This is a genomic window from Priestia sp. 40 (assembly GCF_049368575.1).
Classification (GTDB): Bacteria; Bacillota; Bacilli; order Bacillales; family Bacillaceae_H; genus Priestia; species Priestia zanthoxyli.
On the sequence record NZ_JBMPZA010000005.1, the window covers coordinates 1511194 to 1535096 of the forward strand.

At 39.6% G+C, this 23903-nt stretch carries 23 protein-coding genes, 1 riboswitch and 1 other annotated feature; of the genes, 9 read left to right on the top strand and 14 right to left on the bottom strand.

Annotation, left to right across the window (positions count from 1 at the left end):
* The first annotated feature begins 332 nt into the window (after positions 1 to 332).
* Positions 333 to 554 (top strand): DeoR family transcriptional regulator, encoded by a 222-nt coding sequence (locus ACO1DI_RS08875; RefSeq protein ID WP_013059517.1) that lies wholly within the window; start codon positions 333 to 335, stop codon positions 552 to 554.
* A 222-nt stretch (positions 555 to 776) separates the two neighbouring features.
* On the opposite strand, the gene ACO1DI_RS08880 is transcribed toward ACO1DI_RS08875, so the two are convergent.
* Both ACO1DI_RS08880 and ACO1DI_RS08885 read right to left on the bottom strand, forming a co-directional pair.
* Complete coding sequence (locus tag ACO1DI_RS08880) at positions 777 to 1493, bottom strand: pseudouridine synthase (RefSeq protein WP_014457981.1); 717 nt, start codon at positions 1491 to 1493, stop codon at positions 777 to 779.
* A gap of 50 nt (positions 1494 to 1543) precedes the next feature.
* Positions 1544 to 3187 carry a putative polysaccharide biosynthesis protein gene (locus ACO1DI_RS08885; protein WP_014457980.1) on the bottom strand — a complete coding sequence of 548 codons (1644 nt, stop codon included), beginning with the start codon at positions 3185 to 3187 and terminating at the stop codon, positions 1544 to 1546.
* A 211-nt stretch (positions 3188 to 3398) separates the two neighbouring features.
* Here ACO1DI_RS08885 and ACO1DI_RS08890 point away from each other — a divergent pair, with 211 nt between their 5' ends.
* Positions 3399 to 4670: an NAD(P)/FAD-dependent oxidoreductase gene (locus ACO1DI_RS08890; protein WP_014457979.1), complete on the top strand. Its 1272-nt coding sequence runs from the start codon at positions 3399 to 3401 to the stop codon at positions 4668 to 4670.
* Between the two features lie 4 nt (positions 4671 to 4674).
* Here ACO1DI_RS08890 and ACO1DI_RS08895 read toward each other — a convergent pair whose 3' ends face one another.
* The 7 genes from ACO1DI_RS08895 to ACO1DI_RS08925 form a co-directional block, all read right to left on the bottom strand.
* Entirely contained in the window at positions 4675 to 4854 is a 180-nt protein-coding gene (locus ACO1DI_RS08895; RefSeq protein ID WP_013059521.1) for a sporulation protein Cse60, read from the bottom strand.
* Positions 4855 to 5067: 213 nt separating this feature from the next.
* Positions 5068 to 5379: a rhodanese-like domain-containing protein gene (locus tag ACO1DI_RS08900; RefSeq protein ID WP_014457977.1), complete on the bottom strand. Its 312-nt coding sequence runs from the start codon at positions 5377 to 5379 to the stop codon at positions 5068 to 5070.
* A 239-nt stretch (positions 5380 to 5618) separates the two neighbouring features.
* A complete protein-coding gene (leuS, locus tag ACO1DI_RS08905; RefSeq protein WP_243550034.1) occupies positions 5619 to 8033 on the bottom strand; it encodes a leucine--tRNA ligase in 2415 nt (804 codons plus the stop codon).
* 64 nt (positions 8034 to 8097) lie between these two features.
* Positions 8098 to 8316, bottom strand: a binding site (T-box leader).
* A gap of 499 nt (positions 8317 to 8815) precedes the next feature.
* Positions 8816 to 10138 carry a GntP family permease gene (locus ACO1DI_RS08910; RefSeq protein ID WP_014457974.1) on the bottom strand — a complete coding sequence of 441 codons (1323 nt, stop codon included), beginning with the start codon at positions 10136 to 10138 and terminating at the stop codon, positions 8816 to 8818.
* Between the two features lie 156 nt (positions 10139 to 10294).
* Entirely contained in the window at positions 10295 to 11482 is a 1188-nt protein-coding gene (locus tag ACO1DI_RS08915) for an MDR family MFS transporter (RefSeq protein WP_029319939.1), read from the bottom strand.
* Between the two features lie 159 nt (positions 11483 to 11641).
* Positions 11642 to 11797, bottom strand: coding sequence for a hypothetical protein (locus ACO1DI_RS08920; RefSeq protein WP_013059527.1), 156 nt, complete (start codon positions 11795 to 11797; stop codon positions 11642 to 11644).
* Between the two features lie 12 nt (positions 11798 to 11809).
* Positions 11810 to 12073, bottom strand: a complete 264-nt coding sequence (locus ACO1DI_RS08925; protein ID WP_013059528.1) for a YtzC family protein — start codon at positions 12071 to 12073, stop codon at positions 11810 to 11812.
* 169 nt (positions 12074 to 12242) lie between these two features.
* On the opposite strand from ACO1DI_RS08925, the gene ACO1DI_RS08930 reads away from it, so the two are divergent.
* Complete coding sequence (locus ACO1DI_RS08930; protein ID WP_014457972.1) at positions 12243 to 13205, top strand: TIGR01212 family radical SAM protein; 963 nt, start codon at positions 12243 to 12245, stop codon at positions 13203 to 13205.
* Entirely contained in the window at positions 13202 to 13771 is a 570-nt protein-coding gene (locus tag ACO1DI_RS08935; RefSeq protein WP_115655002.1) for a class I SAM-dependent methyltransferase, read from the top strand. The genes ACO1DI_RS08930 and ACO1DI_RS08935 overlap by 4 nt, the downstream gene beginning before the upstream one ends.
* A gap of 12 nt (positions 13772 to 13783) precedes the next feature.
* Here ACO1DI_RS08935 and ACO1DI_RS08940 read toward each other — a convergent pair whose 3' ends face one another.
* Positions 13784 to 14842, bottom strand: coding sequence for a tetraprenyl-beta-curcumene synthase family protein (locus ACO1DI_RS08940; RefSeq protein WP_014457970.1), 1059 nt, complete (start codon positions 14840 to 14842; stop codon positions 13784 to 13786).
* A gap of 31 nt (positions 14843 to 14873) precedes the next feature.
* The gene (locus tag ACO1DI_RS08945) at positions 14874 to 15650 is read right to left on the bottom strand and encodes an alpha/beta fold hydrolase (protein ID WP_013059532.1); all 777 of its coding nucleotides are present in this window, start codon (positions 15648 to 15650) and stop codon (positions 14874 to 14876) included.
* A gap of 107 nt (positions 15651 to 15757) precedes the next feature.
* On the opposite strand from ACO1DI_RS08945, the gene ACO1DI_RS08950 reads away from it, so the two are divergent.
* The 3 genes from ACO1DI_RS08950 to ACO1DI_RS08960 all read left to right on the top strand — a co-directional run bounded on the left by ACO1DI_RS08950 (position 15758) and on the right by ACO1DI_RS08960 (position 18165).
* Positions 15758 to 16285 (top strand): gamma carbonic anhydrase family protein, encoded by a 528-nt coding sequence (locus tag ACO1DI_RS08950; protein ID WP_014457969.1) that lies wholly within the window; start codon positions 15758 to 15760, stop codon positions 16283 to 16285.
* 191 nt (positions 16286 to 16476) lie between these two features.
* A complete protein-coding gene (locus ACO1DI_RS08955) occupies positions 16477 to 17001 on the top strand; it encodes a phosphatase PAP2 family protein (RefSeq protein ID WP_014457968.1) in 525 nt (174 codons plus the stop codon).
* 18 nt (positions 17002 to 17019) lie between these two features.
* Positions 17020 to 18165 carry a glycosyltransferase family 4 protein gene (locus ACO1DI_RS08960; RefSeq protein ID WP_243550036.1) on the top strand — a complete coding sequence of 382 codons (1146 nt, stop codon included), beginning with the start codon at positions 17020 to 17022 and terminating at the stop codon, positions 18163 to 18165.
* A gap of 34 nt (positions 18166 to 18199) precedes the next feature.
* Here ACO1DI_RS08960 and metK read toward each other — a convergent pair whose 3' ends face one another.
* Positions 18200 to 19402 (bottom strand): methionine adenosyltransferase, encoded by a 1203-nt coding sequence (gene metK / locus ACO1DI_RS08965; RefSeq protein ID WP_013059536.1) that lies wholly within the window; start codon positions 19400 to 19402, stop codon positions 18200 to 18202.
* Positions 19403 to 19534: 132 nt separating this feature from the next.
* Positions 19535 to 19652: riboswitch (SAM riboswitch) on the bottom strand.
* 374 nt (positions 19653 to 20026) lie between these two features.
* On the opposite strand from metK, the gene pckA reads away from it, so the two are divergent.
* Entirely contained in the window at positions 20027 to 21616 is a 1590-nt protein-coding gene (pckA, locus tag ACO1DI_RS08970) for a phosphoenolpyruvate carboxykinase (ATP) (RefSeq protein WP_115655004.1), read from the top strand.
* A gap of 34 nt (positions 21617 to 21650) precedes the next feature.
* On the opposite strand, the gene ACO1DI_RS08975 is transcribed toward pckA, so the two are convergent.
* The gene (locus ACO1DI_RS08975) at positions 21651 to 21893 is read right to left on the bottom strand and encodes a DUF2584 domain-containing protein (RefSeq protein ID WP_014457964.1); all 243 of its coding nucleotides are present in this window, start codon (positions 21891 to 21893) and stop codon (positions 21651 to 21653) included.
* Positions 21894 to 21948: 55 nt separating this feature from the next.
* On the bottom strand, positions 21949 to 22731 hold the full coding sequence (locus ACO1DI_RS08980; protein ID WP_014457963.1) for an alpha/beta hydrolase family protein: 783 nt from the start codon (positions 22729 to 22731) through the stop codon (positions 21949 to 21951).
* A gap of 173 nt (positions 22732 to 22904) precedes the next feature.
* Here ACO1DI_RS08980 and ACO1DI_RS08985 point away from each other — a divergent pair, with 173 nt between their 5' ends.
* Complete coding sequence (locus ACO1DI_RS08985; RefSeq protein ID WP_014457962.1) at positions 22905 to 23903, top strand: ABC transporter substrate-binding protein; 999 nt, start codon at positions 22905 to 22907, stop codon at positions 23901 to 23903.

A 23903-nucleotide genomic window follows, 5' to 3' on the forward strand; every position in this document is an offset into this window, starting at 1 on the left:
ATATAGAAAGAAATAATTGTCTCTTTCCTTTCATATCAAAGGTTTACAGAGTCAAAATTCCGGGAAATAATTTGTAGGCACAATCGATCAAAACGAATTCTATTTGTTTATTGTTTACATATACTATAAAAAACGTGCAAATAGAGGAAGGAGATGTTACGAAAGGATTACATATTTATATCATTTTTTGTAAATATTGTGTTAATTTGCGTTTTCTCTTTTATTTTTCTGTCGATTTTGTGTACAATAAGGATAAGGACTGAAATAGTGCTTGACATCTCAGAGTTATAAAGAAGTTGTGCCTTACGAAAAACGAATAAGGAAGTGGTTTTTTGAAACCTTCAACTAATCGAATGCTAACTCGTATCAAATCGGTCTATATGTTCATTTGTAAAAATGGAACAGTTACAACGCAAGAGCTCGTAGACGAATTTGGTATTACACCAAGAACCATTCAGCGTGACTTGAATGTGTTAGCATATAATGATTTAGTTCGCAGCCCAAGTCGCGGTACATGGACGACTACGCAAAAGAAGGTCAAGATGTCATCCTAGTAAGTTTATTTCAAGGGTAGTAAGTGATTTATATATAGAGATAAAATTCTACGCAGTAGAAAGTCAAGACTTGGACGAGTGCATAGTCCCCCGCTCCATTTGCACGTCAAGCAGAGTTGGTACTCGTTTAAGTGCTTTAACGTGAAATGTTTCACTTGTCTAATAAAGTGGACAAAAAAAGGAACCATTTTAGACTTAGGTTCCTTTTTCTTTCGCCTCTTCTTAGGCATTTGATTTTTGCAATAAAGCTAGTTCTTCTTCCGTTAACTCCCTATACTCTCCTAAATCTAACGACTCGTCTAATAGCAAGGCTCCCATAGATAAACGTTTTAAATACGTTACTTTTTTTCCTCTTGCTTCAAACATACGCTTCACTTGATGAAATTTCCCTTCAACGATCGTTAATTCAATTTCTGATTCCATACCGCTTGTTAGTATCTTTAACTCTGCTGGTTTTGTTACATATCCATCATCAAGAGTGACGCCTTGTCTAAATGCTTCAGCATCTTCTTCAGTCACCGGTGCATTAATTTTTGCAAAATACGTTTTAGGAACGTGCTTTCTAGGAGATAGCAGCTGATGCGCAAGCTGACCGTCATTCGTCAGCAGCAAGAGCCCTTCTGTATCTTTGTCTAAACGCCCTACCGGAAATGGCTCATACACAGCATCGTCAAGTTCAAGTAAGTCCAAAACTGTTTCATGAAGAGAATCTTCTGTCGCTGATATGACGCCTTGCGGCTTATGAAGCATAAAGTAAACAAATTCTCGGTAAGAAACGGCCTCGCCATGCACAGTTATTTCTTGTTCATCTGGATTAACGTGGACCTTAGCATCTTTAACCGCTGTACCGTCTACCTTAACAGCTCCAGTCTTCAAAAGACCTTTAACTTCTTTTCGGCTTCCGTACCCAATGGTAGAAAGCAATTTATCCAAACGCATGTAATATCCTCCTTTTTTTGAAAAGAAGATGACTCTAACGAGTCATCTTCTTAGGCACTGCGCTGTTTATTTCGGCGCAGTATCTTTCGTTCAATTGCACCTGTTACCCTCGCTCCCATTACTTTTTCAAGCAGGCTTGAACGATAGGTAATAATAAAGTAAATAAGGCCGCCTACTGCTGCTCCTATAATCGTAATAACAGTGGCAGAGAATCGTCCTGGCTCTGTAAACAGACCAATCACTGCTGCGACAATTTTTACGCTGATTCCCATAATCGCAACAAAAATGAGAATAAGCACAGAGCGTTTTATAAACTCACTGTAGTTGTATTTTGCGTGTTTTTGAATAAGCGCAAACATATAAACAAGAGATACGATATAGCCTAGTGCTGTCGCTAAAACTGAACCAATCTCGTGGAACATAAGAATAAATGGAACGTTCACGACAATTTTCACAATCAATCCAAATAATAGACTTAAAACAGCATATTTTTGTTTGTTGATTCCTTGTAAAATAGCTCCATTAACCGTGAAAAATGAGAACAATAAAGCTACTGGTGCATAGTAAAGCAAGACATTTCCACCCGCATCCGATGCATCTGTTCCAAAGAAAAACGTATACGCTGGGCCAGCCAAAGCCATTAATCCTACAGATGCTGGCAGCACAAGAAACATAATCGTTTGATATGTTTGATCAATTTGCTTTTGCAGTACGTTATAATCTTTATTCACAAAGGAACGTGTAATCGTTGGTACAAGAGTCAAACCGAACGCAGTAGCTAATGAAACAGGAATCATCACAAGCTTTGGAACATAAGACTGAACAATTCCGTTCATTGACTCTGCTATTTCTTTTTGTCCAGCCGCTACCATCGCACGGTTAAACGTGAATTGATCCACATACTGATAAAGCGGAATAGCTAAGCTGACAAAGACATATGGCAATGAATACGTAAGCAGCTCTTTAAAGATGGATACGGTAGAAATACGCGTCGGCGTTACCGTCTGCTCATTCACCATTTTATCGAGATGTGGCTTTCGTTTTTTCCAGTACCAAATTAATACGGCCAGTCCAGCAAGAGCTCCTACAAAAGCCCCCATCGTAGCAAATCCAACGGCTAGTGCAAGACTTCCATGGACAACTTTGATGACGATATAGGTAGATGCCAATAAAAAGACAACCCGCACAAGCTGTTCAACTACCTGTGAAACGGCTGTTGGCCCCATAGACTGGTGACCTTGGAAAAATCCCCGCATTAAACTCATCATCGGTACTACAATTAACGCAACACTAACCATTCGCATAACCATTACTACATCTTCTAAGGAGTTATTTAAATCAGAACCTCCCAGTGTAATTCTAGACATAACAGGAGCTAACGAATATAAAAGTAAAAATGCAAGTATTCCTGTGACAAGCATTAATTTCATGCCGGCCCGGTACATTCTTCTACTCGTATAGTAATCACCGAGTGCATTATATTTTGATACAAATTTCGATACGGCCATTGGCATACCGGCTGTAGCAATACTTAAATAAATAGCATATTGGTTATATCCGTAACCAAACAGTGCTCCCCCTACGGTTCCAACAAGGATCGCAAATGGAAATAAATAAATCATTCCCAAGATTCGGGATACATAGGTGCCAAGCGTCAGCACAAAGGTCCCTCTTAACAATTTTGAATCAGACATACGTTTGCCTCCGATACTTAATGTTACATACTGATAATAATGATAGAATTGAAAAGAAGCAAGTGACAGTATACACTAAGAAAGGTCTTATACTCACTCGCACTCGTCAACAAACTAAAAAAACAAAGACTATAGCCCATTTTATCCAATGTTGAGAGATTTGTCAGTGAACAAACTAAAATTTTTTAAGAATAGACAGGTTGGTGAAAGTATGATATATGATGTAGTCGTAATCGGAGGAGGACCTTCTGGTTTGATGGCATCGATTGCAGCTGGTGAGTCAGGTGCAAACGTATTATTAATTGATAAAGGCAATAAACTTGGACGAAAGCTGGCCATTTCTGGAGGCGGACGCTGTAACGTAACAAACCGCCTTCCGATTGATGAACTTATTAAACACATTCCAGGAAACGGACGCTTTTTATACAGTGCGTTTTCTGTTTTTAATAACGAAGATATCATCTCTTATTTTGAAGGCCTTGGAATTAAATTAAAAGAAGAAGATCACGGGCGTATGTTTCCGGTCAGCAATAAAGCGCAATCTGTTGTTGACGCATTAATTAGTGAACTTCACCGTCTTCGTGTGACAATTCGCACAAACACAGCCGTTAAACGCGTAAACTATGAGAATAACACGGTGAAAGAAGTAGTGCTTCAAAACGGAGAAGCAATCCAAACGAAAAGCGTTGTGATTGCAGTAGGCGGAAAATCAGTGCCTCATACGGGTTCAACAGGAGACGGCTATCAATGGGCAAAAGATGCAGGTCATAAAATTACGGAGCTTTATCCCACAGAAGTTCCTATTACATCTAGCGAACACTTTATTAAAACCAAGACGCTTCAAGGTCTATCGCTTCGCAGTGTAGGACTAAGCGTGCTTAATAAAAAAGGCAAGCCTGTCATTACTCATCAAATGGATATGATTTTCACTCACTTTGGGATCTCTGGCCCTGCCGCTCTTCGCTGCAGCCAATATGTTGTTAAAGAGTTAAAGAAACAAAAAAGCAACACTGTTCAAATGTCTCTTGATTTATTTCCTAGCCAAAACGAAGAAGATATTTTCCAAAAATTAGCCAAAATGACAAAAGAAGAGCCGAAAAAAGCGATTAAAAATGTCTTAAAAGGTTTTGTATCTGAACGCTATCTATTATTTTTACTTGAGCAAGCAGACATTGATAGCCAAGCTCTAGCGGGACAGCTTCAGCATGAGAAACTGAGAGAGTTCTCGAGAATGTGCAAACGATTTGAATTTGCTGTAAACGGCACGCTTTCTCTAGAAAAAGCATTCGTCACGGGAGGCGGCGTATCCGTTAAAGAAATTCACCCAAAGGAAATGTCTTCGAAATTTATGCAAGGTCTTTACTTCTGCGGGGAAATTCTTGATATCCACGGATATACTGGAGGATACAATATCACTTCTGCCCTTGTAACAGGCCGTTTGGCTGGCAGTAATGCAGGAGAATTTGCAACAAGCCTAGCATAATATGCTAGGCTTTATACATAACCATGGCTGAAAAACAGTACACCTGCTCATCACGATCAACATCCACTGTCACTTGATACTTAATATCAACGACGTCTTCATCCTCTAATTTCCGTAAAAATCGATTCACCGCAAATTCTAAATCTTTTTCATGCTCTTTATCAAACATTTTCACTTGTATCACAGCTTCTACCACCTTGTCCTATCAAATTTGTTTCAATCAGAATGGACTGCTTCTCTCAATGATGGCTTTCGTACTGATTTTCAACTTCTTCCTACCTCTATTTTTATGAAGACTTTTATAGATTTAGTCATCATTTGTTTTGCTACTATCATTTTAGTCGGATGGCAGAAGTTTAATTCAAAAAAAAAAAGCGCCTGTCAAAGGCGCTTTTTCTTATTTATTAACCGTTTTTCCTTCCCACTCTAACATACCGCCAACCATATTTGTTACTTTATAACCTTGTTCTTGAAGGTAGTAACATACGTTTTCACTGCGGCGTCCAGAACGGCAAATGAAAATATATTCTTTGTCTTTATCGAAATAATCCACATTAGTTGGAATATCATTCATGCGAATGTGTTTAGCAGTTGGAATCATTCCTTCTGCTACTTCCTCATCTTCGCGCACATCAACTAAATGAAGCTCTTCTCCATTTTCAACGCGTTTTTGAAGCTCTTCAGGCGTAATCACTTTTACTTCTTCCATCTTCGTCATTCCTCTCTATTCTTTCATTCAGCTTGCTATCGCTATTGTAGCAAATTCAAATACCTTTATGCCACTAAATAAGAAAAGCTTAAGCAGCAGCCTACCTAAGCTTTTCCAATCGTAGTTAAAGGTTTAACTAAGGGCCTGATGTCAACCCTGAAAGGGGGACATCAGACGCTTAGGTCTAGAACAGACCCCCTGACTTCTCTTTAGTCAGGGGGTCTGTTCTACATCAATACTTAATTAGCTACGATGTTTACTAATTTACCAGGCACAGCAATCACTTTGCGCACTGTCTTACCTTCAATGAACTCTTGAACATCTTCATTAGCCATTGCAATATCTTGAAGCTCTTCACGAGATGCTTCAGCAGGTACGTTTAATTTTGCACGTACTTTACCGTTAATTTGAACGACAATTTCCACTTCATCATCTACAAGTTTCGCTTCATCAAACGCAGGCCAAGCCTCATATGAAATTGTATCTTCGTGACCTAGTTTGCTCCATAATTCCTCAGTCGTATGAGGACAAATTGGTGCTAATAGCTTCACAAATCCTTCTACGTATTGCTTTGGCAGCACGTCAACTTTGTATGCGTCGTTGATGAATACCATAAGTTGAGAGATACCTGTATTAAAACGAAGGCCTTCGTAATCTTCCGTTACTTTTTTCACCGTTTGGTGATATACGCGTTCGAGTGTAGTGTCATTGCTTTCTTGAACCTTGCTGCTTAATTCACCGTTATCGTCAACAAGTAAGCGCCATACACGATCTAAGAAACGGCGTGCACCATCAAGCCCTTTTGTTGACCAAGCAATTGATGCATCTAAAGGTCCCATGAACATTTCGTAAAGGCGAAGCGTATCTGCACCGTGGCTTTCTACGATTTCGTCTGGATTTACAACGTTACCTTTTGACTTACTCATTTTTTCATTGTTTTCTCCAAGAATCATACCTTGGTTAAACAGTTTCTGGAACGGCTCTTTTGTTGGAACTACGCCGATATCATATAAAAACTTATGCCAGAAACGAGCATACAATAGATGAAGAACAGCGTGTTCAGCTCCACCTATATAAATATCAACCGGCAACCATTCTTTTAATTTGTCTGCATCTGCTAACGCTTCACTGTTTGTCGGATCAATGTAGCGTAAGTAATACCAGCAGCTGCCTGCCCATTGAGGCATTGTATTTGTTTCGCGGCGCCCTTTTTTGCCCGTTTCCGGATCTACAACGTTCACCCAGTCATCAATGTTTGCTAATGGAGATTCACCTGTACCTGACGGCTTGATTTCAGTTGTTTTTGGTAAAACAAGCGGAAGCTGATCTTCAGGAACTGCAGTTGTTGTGCCATCTTCCCAATGAATAACAGGAATCGGTTCACCCCAGTAGCGCTGACGGCTGAATAACCAGTCACGCAGACGGTATGTTACTTGTTTTTCACCTTTTTCATTTGCTTGAAGCCACTGAATCATATTTGAAATTGCTTCTTCTTTATCTAGACCATTTAAGAATTCTGAATTAACGTGCTCGCCGTCGCCTGTATAAGCTTCTTTCGAAACGTCTCCACCCGCTACTACTTCTTTAATCGGCAGTTCAAATTTAACAGCAAACTCATAATCACGCTCATCATGAGCGGGAACAGCCATAATTGCACCTGTACCATAGCTCATTAGAACATAGTCAGCAATCCAAATTGGCATTCTCTCGCCGTTTACAGGGTTAATTGCATAAGCACCGGTAAATACGCCTGTTTTGTCTTTAGCTAAGTCTGTACGTTCTAAATCGCTTTTGCTTTTAATTTGATCTAAGTACGCTTCTACCGCTTCTTTTTGTTCGGCTGTTGTAATTTTTTCTACAAACGGATGTTCAGGCGCTAAAACGGCATACGTTGCCCCAAACAGCGTATCAGGACGCGTTGTAAACACAGTAAATGTGTCATCATATCCGTCGATTGTGAAGTGAACGTGAGCTCCTTCAGAGCGACCAATCCAGTTGCGCTGCATTTCTTTAATACTTTCTGGCCAATCAAGCTCATCTAAATCTTCTAGTAAACGATCTGCGTAAGCTGTGATTTTAAGCATCCACTGCTTCATTGGACGACGCTCAACCGGATGTCCCCCACGCTCACTTTTGCCGTCAATAACTTCTTCGTTCGCAAGTACTGTTCCTAGAGCAGGACACCAGTTAACAGCTACTTCATCCACGTAAGCTAAGCCCTTTTTATATAGCTGTAAGAAAATCCACTGCGTCCATTTGTAGTAGTTTGGATCAGTTGTATTAATTTCTCGCTCCCAATCGTAAGAGAAACCTAACGATTTGATTTGACGACGGAAATTATTAATGTTAAGTTCAGTGAATTCAGCCGGGTCGTTTCCTGTATCTAATGCATACTGTTCAGCAGGTAGTCCGAATGCATCCCATCCCATCGGATGAAGCACATTGTATCCTTGCATACGCTTCATACGAGATAAAATGTCCGTTGCTGTATAACCTTCTGGATGCCCAACGTGTAAACCCGCCCCAGATGGATAAGGGAACATATCTAATGCGTAAAACTTACGCTTTCCTTCATCTTCTGTTGTTCTAAATGTTTTATTTTCTTCCCAAACTTTTTGCCATTTTTGTTCGATCTTTTCATGATTAAAAGCCATACATAATCCTCCTTGTACGCTCCAGCTGTATTTAATTAAACTAAAAAACCCCTCATCCCTCAAACAAAGGGACGAGAGGTTGAATAAACTTCCCGCGGTACCACCCAAATTAGCACAATTATGTACTCACTCATTTTCCTTAACGCGGATAGACGGTAAATGTTACTTTCCTTCACATTTACAACTCCAAGGTGAGTTCATGAACGCTCGTTTGCTGACTCGCACCACCCGTCAGCTCTCTTAGCTCGCTTCGTTCATTACTATTCCTTATCATAGTTTTTACATCATACTACCTTGTATTGTAAATAATATGTTCGTAAACTGCAAGTTGTTCAACGGATTTTGTAAAAGTTTCTACACTGCAGCACTGCTTTGTTGCTAAATCTTCTCTTTCATTCTTATATATGAACAACTTCTCCCAAAAACATACATCCACGGCCAAACAAAAAAGACAGTGAGACATAACTAAATCAATCCAATTTAAAGACGAACAAATAGGATAAATGCGCTAGTATGAATCTCTTGGTTACACCGCTGTTGATTTCCGTGCAAGACTTCTCTTTCCGCGGGCAGCCAATGAGCCTCCTCGTTGCATACACTCATGCGGGATCTCACCTATTTCAGGAGTCTTTGTCTTACCCTCCACTCCACAGCTCGAAGCACCTAAACAAATGAAACCTACGTTCACCATAAACATAAAAAAATCCGAACGATTCGTCGTTCGGATCTTCCTTCACCTAAAATACTTTTATTCCAGTCTCTACTTTCTTTAGCGGCTATTATTAAATGCCAAATCCAAAAGAAAACAGGATAATCGCAAGTACAAGACCAACAAGCGGAACAATTACCGTCATAGCGGCAACTGATCCATACGCATCTTTATGAGTTTCTCCGCAAATAGAATTAATTGTGGTGACGACATAACCATTATGAGGCAATGAATCTAATACTCCAGAGGAAATAGCTACTACGCGATGGAGAGCTTCTGGATTTACACCAGCATCTAGATAGTGAGGGGCTAAAATTGGCAGTGCAATCGCCTGACCTCCTGAAGCCGAACCTGTCATCCCCGCGATAACACTCACCGCAATAGCTCCCCCAATTAACGGACTTCCTGGAATATGCGTCATGGCATCTACAGCTACTCCAAACGCGGGAACAGCCTTAGCAACCCCTCCAAAACCTACTACAGCGGCTGTATTCCCAATCGCAATTAACGCACCCAAGGTTCCTTCTGAAGCTGCATTCCAAAATCCTTTAAAATGCTTTCGGTTCACAATATAAGTGACAATGATACCACTTAAAAGTGCGACAATCAACGCAGATTGCTGAAGTGGCTTATGAAGTGCAAAAGAAATAATGAGCACGACCACAAGGGGAAGCAAACTTAATAACGGATTAGGAAGAGACTGATTTTCCGTTACTGCTGGATCTTTCTCGCGTGATACAAAACGCTCTCCATTTTTAACTGCTTTTGAAATCAAGCGCTTTAACCACCAGTAGCCGAATACAGCCATCACTACCGCTACAACTAAACTAACTTCCCATCCTGCATACGGACTAGTCTTCAAATATTCAATTGGAATCCAGTTTTGGATTTCAGGCGATCCAGCCGAGGTCATCGTAAACGTAACGGAACCGAATGCTAAAGCAGCAGGGATAAATCGCCTCGGCAAATCAGCCTGTTTGAATAAGCTTAAAGCCATTGGATAGACAGAGAATGCTACTACAAACAGACTGACTCCTCCGTATGTTAAGACCGCACAGGCAAGTACAATCGCCAACACTGCTCTTTTCATTCCTAGTTTACTGACAATCCAGCGAGAAACACTATCAGCGGCCCCGCTGTCTTCCATTACTTTTCCAAAGACGGCGCCCAATAGAAACATTAAATACCAAGAAGCAATAAATCCTGTGAAACCAGACATGTAATTTCCAACAAAATTTGCTTCTCCTTCTTTCACCAGCTGTGGAAATAAAGGCATTCCGCTTGTTAACGCAACAACTAAAGCACTGAGCGGACCTGCTATAAATAAATTCATGCCTCTCATCGTTAGTACAATGAGCAGCAATAACCCTCCAATTAATCCAATCATACTAAGCATGTTTAGCCCCCCATGAAGTCATATAATTAGAAAACGCTTACATATTTACAGGTATATACTCCTTTCTTTGCTTGTCACAACCCTTACTATATTATTAAAGGAATACCGAAGACATTCCTACGTTTATTCAGCAGTCAAAAATAAAACCACCTCTATTTATTTAGAGATGGTTAGTGAACGCTGACGTTTTTCTTTTAATTTATAATCGTATATCCATGTTGTACACATGCTGAATAGCAATAGCCCAATTAATAAATAGCACAGCGTAGACATATTAAACGCATCGAAAATAACGCCTCCAAAGAGAGGACCAATCATTTTACCTGCAGTAGCCATGCTGTTAACTACGCCTTGATAAAATCCCTCTTTTCCAGATGGAGCCAACTGACTTGCAACAGCTGGAATGGCTGGCCAAACGAACATTTCTCCAATTGTTAACACAACCATTGCTGTTAAGAACTGCGGAAATGTTGTAGCATTCACCACGATAACAAAAGAAGCCACAAAAATAACCGTTCCAATTAGGACCTGTACTTTTAACGTTTTTGCTACTTTTTGAATGATGGGTACGATCAAAGGCTGACCGACTACAATTAAAATCCCGTTAATCGTCCAAAGCAAACTGTAGCTAGAAAGAGGTATATTCAGCTCACGCGTATGCGTAGCAATCGTTGTTTGCCACTGAACATACGCAACCCAGCATAAGACATACCCCGTACATAAAATAAGAAGAGCAGTCAGCTTCGTTTTATGCCCAATGCTTCCTGCTTCATTAAGGACATTCGTTTGTCCAACGGTAACCGAAATATGACGATATGAAAAAATAGCAATAAGCAGAAAAATAACGTATAAAATTGTATTAGCTAAGAAAATATACGTAAATGAATAAGACGCTACAATGCCCCCTACCGCGGCGCCAATAGCTACTCCTGCATTTTGAGCAACGTACATCGCATTAAATGCTTTTCTTCCGCCTTGTGGCCAAACGGACCCTGCCATTGCATACATAGATGGAAACACAATACCAGATCCAAACCCTACAACAACCAAGAGAACAACGTATGTAGGCCAACCATGGAAAAACACGAGTCCCACTAATGCAATAAGAGTAATAATAATTCCTGATAAAATGGATTTATATCCTCCTATTTTGTCAAAAAGCGTTCCTCCAAGCAAATTTCCTACTACGCTTGCAGCAGAATTCAGCATAAGAACCACTCCTGCTACGGATAATGACTTTCCTAAATGTTCATTTATATAAATTGTATTGAGAGGCCATAAAAATGAAGCTCCCGTTACGTTTACAAGCATACCAATAATCAAAAACCAAAGTGATTTGGGCATTGATCTCCCCCCCTATCTATTCGAATGCCAACGTACATTCTAGTCTTTTCTTAAAGGGTTCGCAATGCTTTTACATATAGACAATTTATTTGAAATTCGCTGACTATTTAAAAAGGTGATTTCACATGACAATATCATGCAAAATCACCTTTTTACCGCTTACTTTTGCTTCGAACGAACCGGCTGTGCACGCTTGCTGTTTCGTGCTTTTAATTCTTTTACCGGATCAAAATCTTTTCCTAGCTCAATGTCATTACTGTTGATCCCGTTTTTTGTTTTTTGTTCCGGATTATTTTGATTTGAACGCGTTGCCATAAAATCCTCTCCTTAATGCTGAGTTGTGATCAATTTATTTTGCAGCTGCTGAACTTGCAGGCGCATGCGATATAGCTGCTCTCTTTGCTGTGCATTTGCACTGTGAGAAAACTCTTCAATTTCTTTATAAGCATTTTCTAATTTTTCCTGTGCTTTTGTATATTCAGTGTCGTTATAATGTTCTTGCTTCATGCCTTCCTGCAACTGACCTTGTCCAAAGCGAATAGCATCTTCACACTGTTGCATAAGTTGATCCACTGCTTGACGAGTTGTCATTCTCTATTCCTCCTATTCGTTCATTTCTGTCTTATTTTGCGCAACTTTACTTCCCTTTACGACAAGAAGAACCTGTTAAATATAAGCATCCTTAAATTTGTTTGGCACTTTTTCACGTTTTTGATACAATTTGTTGATGTATATTGCATGTAAAAAGGAGGTTGCTGATTTGAATCAGACAAACCCATTTCCGTATAAATCTGAAAACAAACGTTATCATACCTGGAATTACCACTTACGTAACCACTTTGGCCATAAGGTATTTAAAGTAGCCTTAGATGGAGGATTTGATTGTCCAAACAGAGACGGCACGGTAGCTCACGGCGGCTGTACGTTTTGCAGTGCTGCCGGTTCGGGGGATTTTGCCGGAAACAGAGCAGATGACCTTGTGACACAATTTAATGAAATCCGTGAAAAAATGCATCATAAATGGAAAGACGGAAAATACGTTGCTTACTTTCAAGCATTTACTAATACTCATGCTCCTGTCGAGGAGCTTCGTGAAAAATATGAAGCTGTCTTAAAGCTTCCCGGAGTTGTTGGGCTTTCTATCGCCACGCGCCCTGACTGTCTCCCCGACGATGTGGTGGAGTACTTGGCTGAATTAAATGAACGAACTTATCTATGGGTAGAGCTTGGACTGCAAACTGTTCATGAACGAACTTCACTGCTTATCAACCGGGCACACGATCATCAATGCTATGTAGATGGCGTAGCAAAGCTTCGAAAACACGGTATTCGCGTTTGTTCTCACATCATTAATGGTTTGCCTTTAGAAACACCTGAGATGATGATGGAAACGGTACGGGAAGTAGCAAAATTAGACGTTCAAGGAATTAAGATTCATCTGCTTCATTTACTAAAAGGAACTCCTATGGTCAAACAGTATGAAAAGGGCCTTGTTGAATTTCTTTCATTTGAAGAATATGTAAAGCTTGTATGCGATCAGCTCGAAGTAATCCCTCCTGAGATGATTGTTCATCGTATTACAGGCGATGGACCGATAGACCTCATGGTTGGACCGATGTGGAGCGTAAATAAGTGGAGCGTATTAAATGCCATTGATCAAGAGCTCGAACGTCGCCAAAGCTATCAAGGAAAATATTATGAAAAAGAGTTGATGGAAAGATGAAAATAGAACGTATCCTGCCTTTTGCCCGCACGTTGCTCACTAATGCTGTGGCGGAAGGAGATGTCGCGATCGATGCTACAGCAGGAAATGGACATGATACATTGTTCTTAGCCAACTTAGTCGGAGATACAGGTCATGTATATGGATTTGACATTCAGCCCCAAGCCATTCAAGCAACTCAGCAGCGACTGACAGAACATCATGTAGAAAAACGAGTCACGCTTATCCAAGAAAGCCATAGCAATATAAACATGCTTCCCCACTCTATTAATGGACGAGTCACAGGAGCTGTCTTTAATTTAGGTTATTTACCAGGTGGAGATAAAGACATCGTCACCACTTCTGAAACAACAATCTCTGCAATTGAGCAGTTACTTGATTTGCTAGCACCTGAAGGAGTGATTGTGCTCGTTATTTATCATGGACACGAACAAGGGAAACAAGAAAGAGACGATTTACTAACGTATGTCCAAAACCTTGATCAAAAAAACGTTCATGTTTTACAATATCGCTTCATGAATCAGCAAAACAACCCTCCCTTCATCATTGCTATTGAAAAAAGATAAGCCGCATATGGCTTATCTTTTTAACATTCGGTACAAGCGTCCGTTGATATAGAAAAAGTAGCTGAGTGCTCCCCCCGCTTTGATTAATCTACGTGCATTCACATGGACGTGTTTTTGTGCCCGGACTTTTTGATCGGACAAATAAACGCCCAAGAGGCCCTTATAAATAAAGCAGTGAAAGTGATAATCTGGCAGTTTTTTAGCATACTCATCCGCTTTTACGACAAAATGCAAAAAACGATCCATCATTTGCTGATAATGAGGATAATAAAAACAAAAGTTCAAATCTCCTCCTGCTTTATCTTCTTCTTGGTCAATTAAATAATCGAGTAAAATATGTAAGCCTTGAATATAAGGAAAATATCCTGCTTTTATTTTCTGCGTCATTTCTTCGGTCATCTCTTCTTGAAAGCTATAAGCGACCAAACAAAAAATGCCTAACGTTGAACCAGAGCACGCTGAAAATTCATACCACTCCATTTCAGGAACACTGTGCCGGTGAGCATCGAACCAATTCTCTAATCGTGGAACTCTTTCCTTGATTTCAACATGCTTATGTATTTGCAAATCACAATAATAATTAGCTAGTTCTAATAAATGTGAAGAGACTATATGGTAATTACAAGCTTTTCGTAAGGACTGCTGACAAGTCTGGACAAGTCCGGCTAAGTATCCTCCGTCATCTTTATCCGTTCGAAAACGATAGTAATCGCCAAGGGGTGCATGAGGAGTCAACGCATCTGGCATCGATTCATGTAAGGCGGCAAAATCTTTAGGGTCAAGCGAATTGCTGCGGTCACATAAGTTGTCTAAGTAATCGCTGATTGTTTGGTAGGCAACAATAAATTTTATGCATTCCACCATGTTTTCTTTCGCTAAAATCGATAGGATACCGCCTCCTTCACAATGAAAAGTTTTTGTATCGATACTTGCCAATGCTTGAGTACGCAATTCTTTATTAGGAATCTCTTTTGCCCGTTCGCGCCAATAATTGAGCTCATGATGAACGACAGGAAACACTTCTCGATAAATTTTTCTCATTAATGAAATAGGACGAGACGGAATCTTCATTTATTTTCACCTCAACTTCTTACAGCACTCATTAAATGTGAAGATCAACAAAGCTTTTTGCATATGTAAAAACGTATTCTCTTTCAGGCTCATTAAAGATTTCGTGGTACAACTGAGACCATTCTTTGTAGATTTTTTCACTTAGTTCTATTTCATCAAACCACTGCCTAACAATCAGCTTTTCAATAATTTTGTCTTCTCCTGCCTGCATCACAAGAAGCGGGACATCAGGCAACCGATCGATATCTTTAAAAGCTAAGTTAACAGCTTGGATCAATTCCCGGTACCACCTTACAGAAACTTTTGTAACATACAGTGAGTCGTTTTCATCTTCATCTCGAACTTCTTGGTTTCTTGTTGCTTTTTCAACAGTGAGGCCTAAATCAAAAAGTTTGTTCGGCATAACTTTATTTAATCCTTTAGATAACATATCTAAATAAGCTGGTACTTGCTCTTTTAATCCTAAACAAGGTGAGGAAAGAATCGCACCCCATATAGGGAGATTTTTTGTCTGCAGCGTACGAATAACCGCCAGTCCTCCCATACTGTGACCTAACAGGAAAATAGGCAAATCATATTTTTGCGCTTCACGTACCCATTCTTCCACTTCATATACATATTCATCAAAGGATAGGATATGTCCTCTTCTTCTTGTTGTTAAGCCTTGGCCAGGAAGGTCTCCCATAATTACGTGCATTCCAACCGAACGCCACATCTCAATCAGCCAGCGATAGCGTCCGTGATGCTCCGCTGCTCCATGGACCATGACAATAACGCCTTTTGGATTTACTGCTTCCCATTTATGCATTTGAGTTACTCCTTCTTCCTTTTTTTGTTTACCTGCTTAAAAAACCTTTGTACACTTACATTAGAAGATTTACTACTTTTTTTCAACTAATAAAGGGAGATGATTTGATGATTTATCCGTATAAAGAAAAAATGCCTACCATTGCACCCAGCTGCTTCATCGCAGACTATGTCACGATTACTGGAGATGTCACCATCGGTGAAGAAAGCAGCATTTGGTTTAACACTGTTATTAGAGGAGATGTTTCACCTACGATTATTGGTAAACGAGTAAATATACAAGATCAATCAACACTCCATCAAAGCCCAAATGCTCCTTTGCTTATTGAGGATGATGTGACAGTAGGACATCAAGTTATTTTACATAGCTCCATCATCCGCAAACGCGCACTCATTGGCATGGGTTCTATTATTTTAGACGGTGCGGAAATTGGTGAAGGTGCTTTTATCGGTGCTGGAAGCTTAGTGCCTCCCGGTAAAAAAATACCGCCTAATACTCTTGCACTCGGCCGACCTGCTAAAGTGATCCGCACTCTGACAGAAGAGGATTTAAAAGATATGCAGCGCATTCGTACAGAATATGTAGAAAAAGGTCAGTATTATAAGTCTATTAAGAAATCTGATTCTTCATTATAAAGGGAACGTTCCCTCAGAAAGTCATACTGAGGGAATTTTTTTAGTATCTCCACAAACTCTCCAATCATGTTCTATTCTCTCCACAATTGTAAAGAAATTTCCATATTAATTTACATCGTTTTAGTACTGCCTCCACAATTAAAGATTAAACTGAATAATAAAGACGTATTTATTGAAAAGGGAGCGACTCTATGAAAGCCAAGTTAATTCAGTATGTATACGATGCCGAATGCCGATTATTCAAAAGCGTCAACCAACATTTTGATCGAAAGCACTTAAATAGATTTTTGCGTTTACTAACTCACGCCGGCGGAGCCACGTTTACCATTGTGATAGCGTGCTTGCTGCTATTTCTGCATCCTTCATCCGTCGCTTACGCTTGTGCGTTTTCTCTAGCCGTTAGTCATATTCCAGTCGCCATTGCTAAAAAACTATATCCGAGAAAACGACCTTATATTCAATTAAAACATACAAAAGTGTTAGAAAATCCATTAAAAGATCATTCATTTCCATCTGGACATACAACAGCTATTTTTTCGTTGGTTACCCCTCTTATGATTGTTTATCCAGCCTTCGCTGCTGTTCTTTTGCCTCTTGCAGTAACGGTAGGAATTTCAAGAATTTATCTCGGTCTGCACTATCCGACGGATGTCATGGTAGGTCTGATACTGGGCATCTTTTCAGGTGCTGTTTCACTGAACATATTTTTAACCTAATTGATAGGAGGAGTACTAATGAGAATTGCTTTATTTACGGATACATTTGCTCCAGAAGTTAACGGAGCTGCTAAAACACTTTATCAATTTACTCAGTATGTCAAATCAAAGCAAATTCCCATCCAGGTATTTGCTCCTGAATTTGCTCATGATCAGTCATTTTCAACGTATGTTCACCGTTCGCCCAGCATGCCGTTTTTCCTTTATCCAAACAGCCGCTTTTCATTGCCAAACGTTCTAAAAATTAAAAAGCAGCTGCGGGAATTCAATCCTTCTATTATTCATTTGGCCACTCCTTTTACAATGGGGCTTTGCGGCTCCTATTACGGGAAAAGATTAGGTGTTCCTCTTGTCGGCTCTTATCATACCAATTTTGATGATTATTTATCTCACTATGAACTTGAAAAAATGCGTGTACCATTGCAAAAATATATGAAATGGTTTTATAAACCTGTACAAAAAATATTCGCTCCCTCCGAAGTGACCAAACAGCAGCTAGAAGAACAAGGGTTTCACAACGTAGCTATTTGGTCGCGAGGGGTGAATCACAAATTGTTTCACCCCCACTATGACCGCTTTGATATTCGTATTAAATATAATATTAAAAAACCCTACATTTTAACTTATGTAGGAAGATTAGCTAAAGAAAAGAACGCTGATTTTTTAATGAAAATCGCACGATCTCTACCCGATCATATCCGCCATCAAATTCACTGGGTTATTGTGGGAGACGGCCCTTTAAAAGAGCAAATGCAGCAGCAAGCATCTGAGCATATGACATTTACAGGCTTCCTTGAAGGTAAGCAACTTGCTCATATCTATTCATCATCTGATTTGTTTGTTTTTCCTTCAGAAACAGAAACCTTCGGAAATGTTGTACTGGAGTCTCTTGCTTCTGGAACTCCTGTAGTGGCAGCAAATGCAGGAGGCGTTAAACAGATGGTTCAGCACGGGCGAAACGGCTACCTTTGCAAACCTCACTCCTTAGAAGAATTCAGTTCGGCTATTACAGATTTACTCGATGATTTGCATCAGCGGCTTCACTTTGGCCATGCAGCGAGACAATATGCTCTTACTCAATCATGGGACGCCATTTTTCAGCATTTGCTTTCAGAATATGAAGGTGTCGTAGAAAAATCTGCTGCAGGTATTCAGTGGGCATAAAAAAAAATCTCCGTTTTCACGGAGATTTTTTTTATTATTTAGCTAAAGCTTGAGTTTTTAATGCTTCCGCTTTGTCTGTGAACTCCCAAGGAAGCTCTACATCCGTACGACCAAAGTGGCCGTAAGCTGCTGTTTGCTTATAAATTGGGCGACGTAAATCAAGCATTTTAATGATGCCTGCTGGACGTAGGTCAAAGTTTTTGCGTACTACGTCTACTAGTACTTCTTCAGAAACTTTTCCTGTACCGAATGTATCAATTGAAATAGATACTGGCTGTGCAACACCAATTGCATATGCTAGTTGTACTTCACATTTATCAGCAAGATCAGCTGCTACAATGTTTTTCGCAACATAACGAGCTGCATAAGCTGCTGAACGGTCTACTTTTGTTGCGTCCTTACCAGAGAATGCACCGCCGCCGTGACGAGCATATCCGCCGTAAGTATCAACGATAATTTTACGACCAGTTAAACCAGCATCTCCTTGAGGACCGCCGATTACGAAACGTCCTGTTGGGTTAATGAAATACTTTGTATTTTCATCAATTAACTCGTTTGGAACAACTGGATTAATAACATATTCTTTTAAGTTACGCTGAATTTGCTCTAACGTTACTTCTGGGTGATGCTGAGTTGAAATAACAATTGTATCGATGCGAACAGGTTTGTTGTTTTCATCATATTCAACTGTTACTTGTGTTTTACCATCCGGGCGAAGGTAAGGAAGAATTTCTTCTTTACGTACTTCTGTTAGACGGCGAGCAAGTTTATGAGCTAATGAAATTGGAAGAGGCATTAATTCTTTTGTTTCGTTACATGCGTAACCAAACATTAACCCTTGGTCTCCAGCTCCGATTGCTTCGATTTCTTCATCTGACATTTGACCTTCACGTGCTTCTAACGCTTGGTCTACACCAGCAGCGATATCAGCTGACTGCTCGTCGATAGATGTTAATACTGCACAAGTTTCAGCATCAAATCCGTATTTTGCACGAGTATAGCCAATTCCTTTAATTGTTTCACGAACTGTTTTAGGAATATCCACGTAAGTAGAAGTTGTAATTTCACCACTTACTAAAACTAAACCAGTTGTTACGCTTGTTTCACAAGCAACACGAGCATTTGGATCCTTTGCTAGGATAGCATCAAGAATTGAGTCAGAAATTTGGTCACAAATTTTATCGGGATGTCCCTCTGTAACAGATTCTGACGTGAACAGACGACGTTGTGTTGACATCAGTTTTCCTCCTTATAAATACGATACATTGTGATACGGTACTCATTCCCTTATTTTCATTACACGTTAAAAAATATAAAAAAACCTTTCCTTGTATCGAGGAAAGGTATCAAATTCTACATAAGCCTTTCACTCTTATCGATCAAGGTTGTGCCCTTGCATCAGGTTAGCACCTTATCGTCTACACAAAAAAATGACGATGGTTGCTGGGTTTCATAGGGCCTGTCCCTCCACCAGCTCGGGATAAGAGAGTATCCGTTCAAGGACATATAATACATGAAAAAGCGCTTCACTGTCAACAACATTCAAATGGAAATCATCTCTTTATGTTTGAATCTGTTTTAATGTAACATACTCAAATTCTGAAATAGTACACCTTATTAAGAATCATCACTAAGTTTGGTTAATATGACAGATCAAAATGAGGCTTTCACTTAAAATAGCCTCACTTTTTTCGCTTCTAGCACATATACATGTGTCTAAAATAGGTATAACGTACATTTTTTTATAATGCACAAACATTTTTAGTTAAATAGTATAGAATAATTAAATAAATGTGTTATACTAATTATAAATTTCAAACATTAATGAATAAATAATAGCTAAAAAAGGAAGGTAGTGCACATGAGTACTGTTGATATGTCTATCGAATTAAATGGTTTGCTTCAATTAAAAACAACAAAACATCAATTATCTGTTCCACAACTTGTTGAAAAAATTCTAGCTCGACGCGAAGGAACGCTGACTTCTACAGGTGCTGTGTCAGTCGAAACCGGAAAATATACAGGTCGCTCTCCTTTAGATAAATTTATTGTAAGCGATGCTGTATCTTCAAAAACGGTTGAATGGGGACCTGTCAATCAGCCAATTTCTGCTCAGCGATTCGATGCGCTATACAAAAAAGTCTTAACCCACTTAAAGAAGCAGAATGAACTTTTTGTTTTTAATGGATATGCTGGAGCTGATAAAAAGTATCAGTTACCAATTCAAGTAGTTAATGAATTTGCATGGCACAACCTATTCGCTCAGCAGTTATTCATTCGCCCTTCAGCCGAACCAAAAACAAATGATGATGTGAAGCCGTTTACAATTGTAGCAGCTCCAACGTTCAAAGCTGATCCTGAAACAGACGGGACGAATTCTGAAACCTTCATTATTCTTTCGTTAGAGCGACGAATTGTGCTAATTGGAGGAACTGAATACGCTGGTGAAATGAAAAAATCTATTTTCTCAGTGATGAACTTCTTGCTTCCTCAAAACAATATTCTATCTATGCACTGTTCTGCTAACGTAGGAGAAGAAGGTGACGTTGCATTATTCTTTGGTTTATCTGGAACGGGTAAAACAACGCTTTCTGCTGATGCAAACCGTCGTTTAATCGGAGATGACGAGCACGGTTGGTCAAGCTCTGGTGTATTTAATATTGAAGGAGGATGCTACGCGAAGTGCATTCAGCTTTCTGAAGAAAAAGAACCGCAAATTTTCAATGCAATTCGCTTCGGCGCCGTACTAGAAAATGTAGTGTTAAATCAAAATACGAAAGTAGCAGATTACAATGATAATAGTTTAACAGAGAATACTCGTGCCGCTTATTCAATTGACTCTATTGATAATACGGTATTGCCAAGCGTTGCTGGGCATCCTACAGCTATTGTCTTTTTAACTGCTGATGCTTTCGGCGTCTTACCTCCAATCAGCAAGCTTACAAAAGAACAAGCGATGTACCATTTTCTGAGCGGATATACTAGTAAGTTAGCTGGAACAGAGCGCGGCGTAACATCGCCACAGGCTACTTTCTCTACATGCTTTGGTGAGCCTTTCTTACCTCTTGCTCCAACAACTTATGCAGAAATGCTAGGAAAGAAAATCGATGAACATAATGTAAATGTCTACCTTGTAAATACTGGATGGACCGGCGGTGAATACGGCGTAGGTGAACGAATGAAGTTAAGCTACACTCGAGCTATGGTTCAAGCAGCCCTTGAAGGAGAACTAGCTAATACCGAAACAGTAACAGATGCTATTTTTGGTTTATCGATTCCAACTCATGTTCCGGGAGTTCCTGATGAAGTGCTTCAGCCTTCTAAAGCATGGAACGATGCAACAGCTTATAACCAAAAAGCAACTGAGCTTGCTGCTAAATTCAAAGCTAATTTCAAGCGTTTTAATGATGTAGCATCTGACATTTCAACATTAGGCGGACCTAGAGTCTAATAAAAAACCGATCGTCTTATAGACGATCGGTTTTTTAATTAGTCGAATGTAATTTTGTCAGTTCATATGTGACAATAGTTTTTTCCTGCGCCATTTCTACCTTACGCACAACAGCAGTTCCAATACATTCTCCATTTTTCGTTTTGTGAATGTTTAATGGAATATCTAACGGATACAAGCGATATCCTTTTTTCTCAATTTGAAAAATGTTATCCGTTACACGCTTTTCGTTGCCTTTTGTCACAATCATTGTATTTAATTCTAGCGGCATACCCATTTTTTTCTCACTCCTCACTGTTATTCTACTTGTTTTCTCTATCGTAGCATATCTTTTATTGCGCTTTCATCCACTTCGTTAACTTCTTCACCGTTTCTCGGTTTTCTTTTGGTGGAAAAGCATGTGGAAAGTTTTCGAAGTACCAGCTGGTAACTTTTTTATTGGACTTCTTTAGTTTAGATTCGAGCTGATAGGAATGATCAACCGACACGTTTTTATCTTCTAAACCATGAATAAGCAAGACCGGCGGCTCGACGAGATGAGCACGGTTCAAAGGTGTCCTCCATTCGTATCTTTCAGGATATTTAGAAGGAGTTCCTCCAATCACCCGCTTCATCATTCTTCTTAAATCTTCTCTTTCTTCATATGTCAGCACCATATCCGTGACGCCTCCCCATAACACAAGAGAACGGCTGTCATTTTTTTCAATGGCTGTGAGTAAAGCCATCACTCCCCCTCTTGAAAACCCAAAAATATGAATGCGGTCATGGTGGACGTTAGGGAGCTGTTTCAGTAAATCGTAAGCAGCAAAAGCATCGTAACGATCATCTCCTGCAAAATCTTCGTTTCCTTCGCCTCCTTGATTTCCCCTATAGAATGGAGCCATCACAATAAAACCTTGAGAAGCAAATTGAATGAGTCGAGCAGGACGAACCGTTCCTACGTTCTTAATACCTCCTCTCAAGTATAAAAAGCCGTCATACATTCCTTGTTCTTTTGGTTCCGCGAGCATCCCTTTAATTTTAAGTCCTTGACATGCATATGTAATTATCCAAAGCGCCACGCGAGGGTTAGGTGACGGAAAACGCTGTTTATGTAGAATTGTTCCATCCTTCATTTTTTTCCTCCATTCTTTATATAACTGGCCTGTTTTTCACCCGGCAACCTATATCGGCAATCGTTGAACTATACTTCTTTGATTTTCCACACGATTATATAGGCACTCACCTTCTTCCACTTCCTTACATACATTATCATAAAATATTTTATTATTTTAAGGAGGTTTGCTTTATGAAACCAATCAAATGGCTTTTTTCTTTGCTTGCTATTATGATTTTACTCATTCCACTAATTAGCTGCAGCAAAACAACATCTGTACAAACGGTTCGTGTCGGCGAAGTAACTCGCTCTATCTTTTATGCTCCCCAGTACGTCGCTATTTCAAAAGGTTTTTTTGAAGAAGAAGGACTAAAGGTAGATTTAAAAACAACGTGGGGCGGAGATAAGACAATGACGTCACTTTTATCTGATGGCATCGACGTTGCCTTAGTCGGCTCGGAAACTTCAATCTACGTATATGCACAGGGTTCTAGTGATCCCGTCATCAACTTTGCACAGCTAACCCAAACCGATGGAACATTTCTAGTAGCGCGTAAAAAGGTCGATCAATTCTCATGGGATCAGCTTAAAGGCAAAACGTTTCTTGGTCAACGTAAAGGCGGCATGCCGCAAATGGTAGGGGAATATGTGTTGAAACAGCATAATATTGATCCTAAAAAAGATGTAAAACTCGTTCAAAACATTGATTTTGCTAACGTTGCGAATGCTTTTGCTTCTGGTACTGGAGATTACGTTCAATTATTTGAGCCAACGGCTAGTATTTTAGAGAAACAAGGAAAAGGACATATCGTTGCTTCCTTCGGAAAAGAATCAGGAACAGTTCCTTATACAACATTTATGGCCAAAGAAAGCTATTTAAAAGATAACCCTGAAGCAGCAGCTAAATTTACTCGAGCTATTTACAAAGCACAAAAATGGGTGAATACACATAGCACAGATGAAATTGCTGAAGTGGTTGCGCCGTATTTTGAAGATACACCTAAAGAAACGCTGAAAACGGTTATTGACCGCTATAAATCCCAAAAATCCTTTGCAACTAACCCTTTATTAGATCAAAAAGAGTGGGATCATTTACAAAAAATCATGGACGAATCTGGAGAACTTCCAAGACACATCGATCACAGCAAGCTAGTCAACACAAAATTCGCAAAAGATGCAATGAGTGAGTAA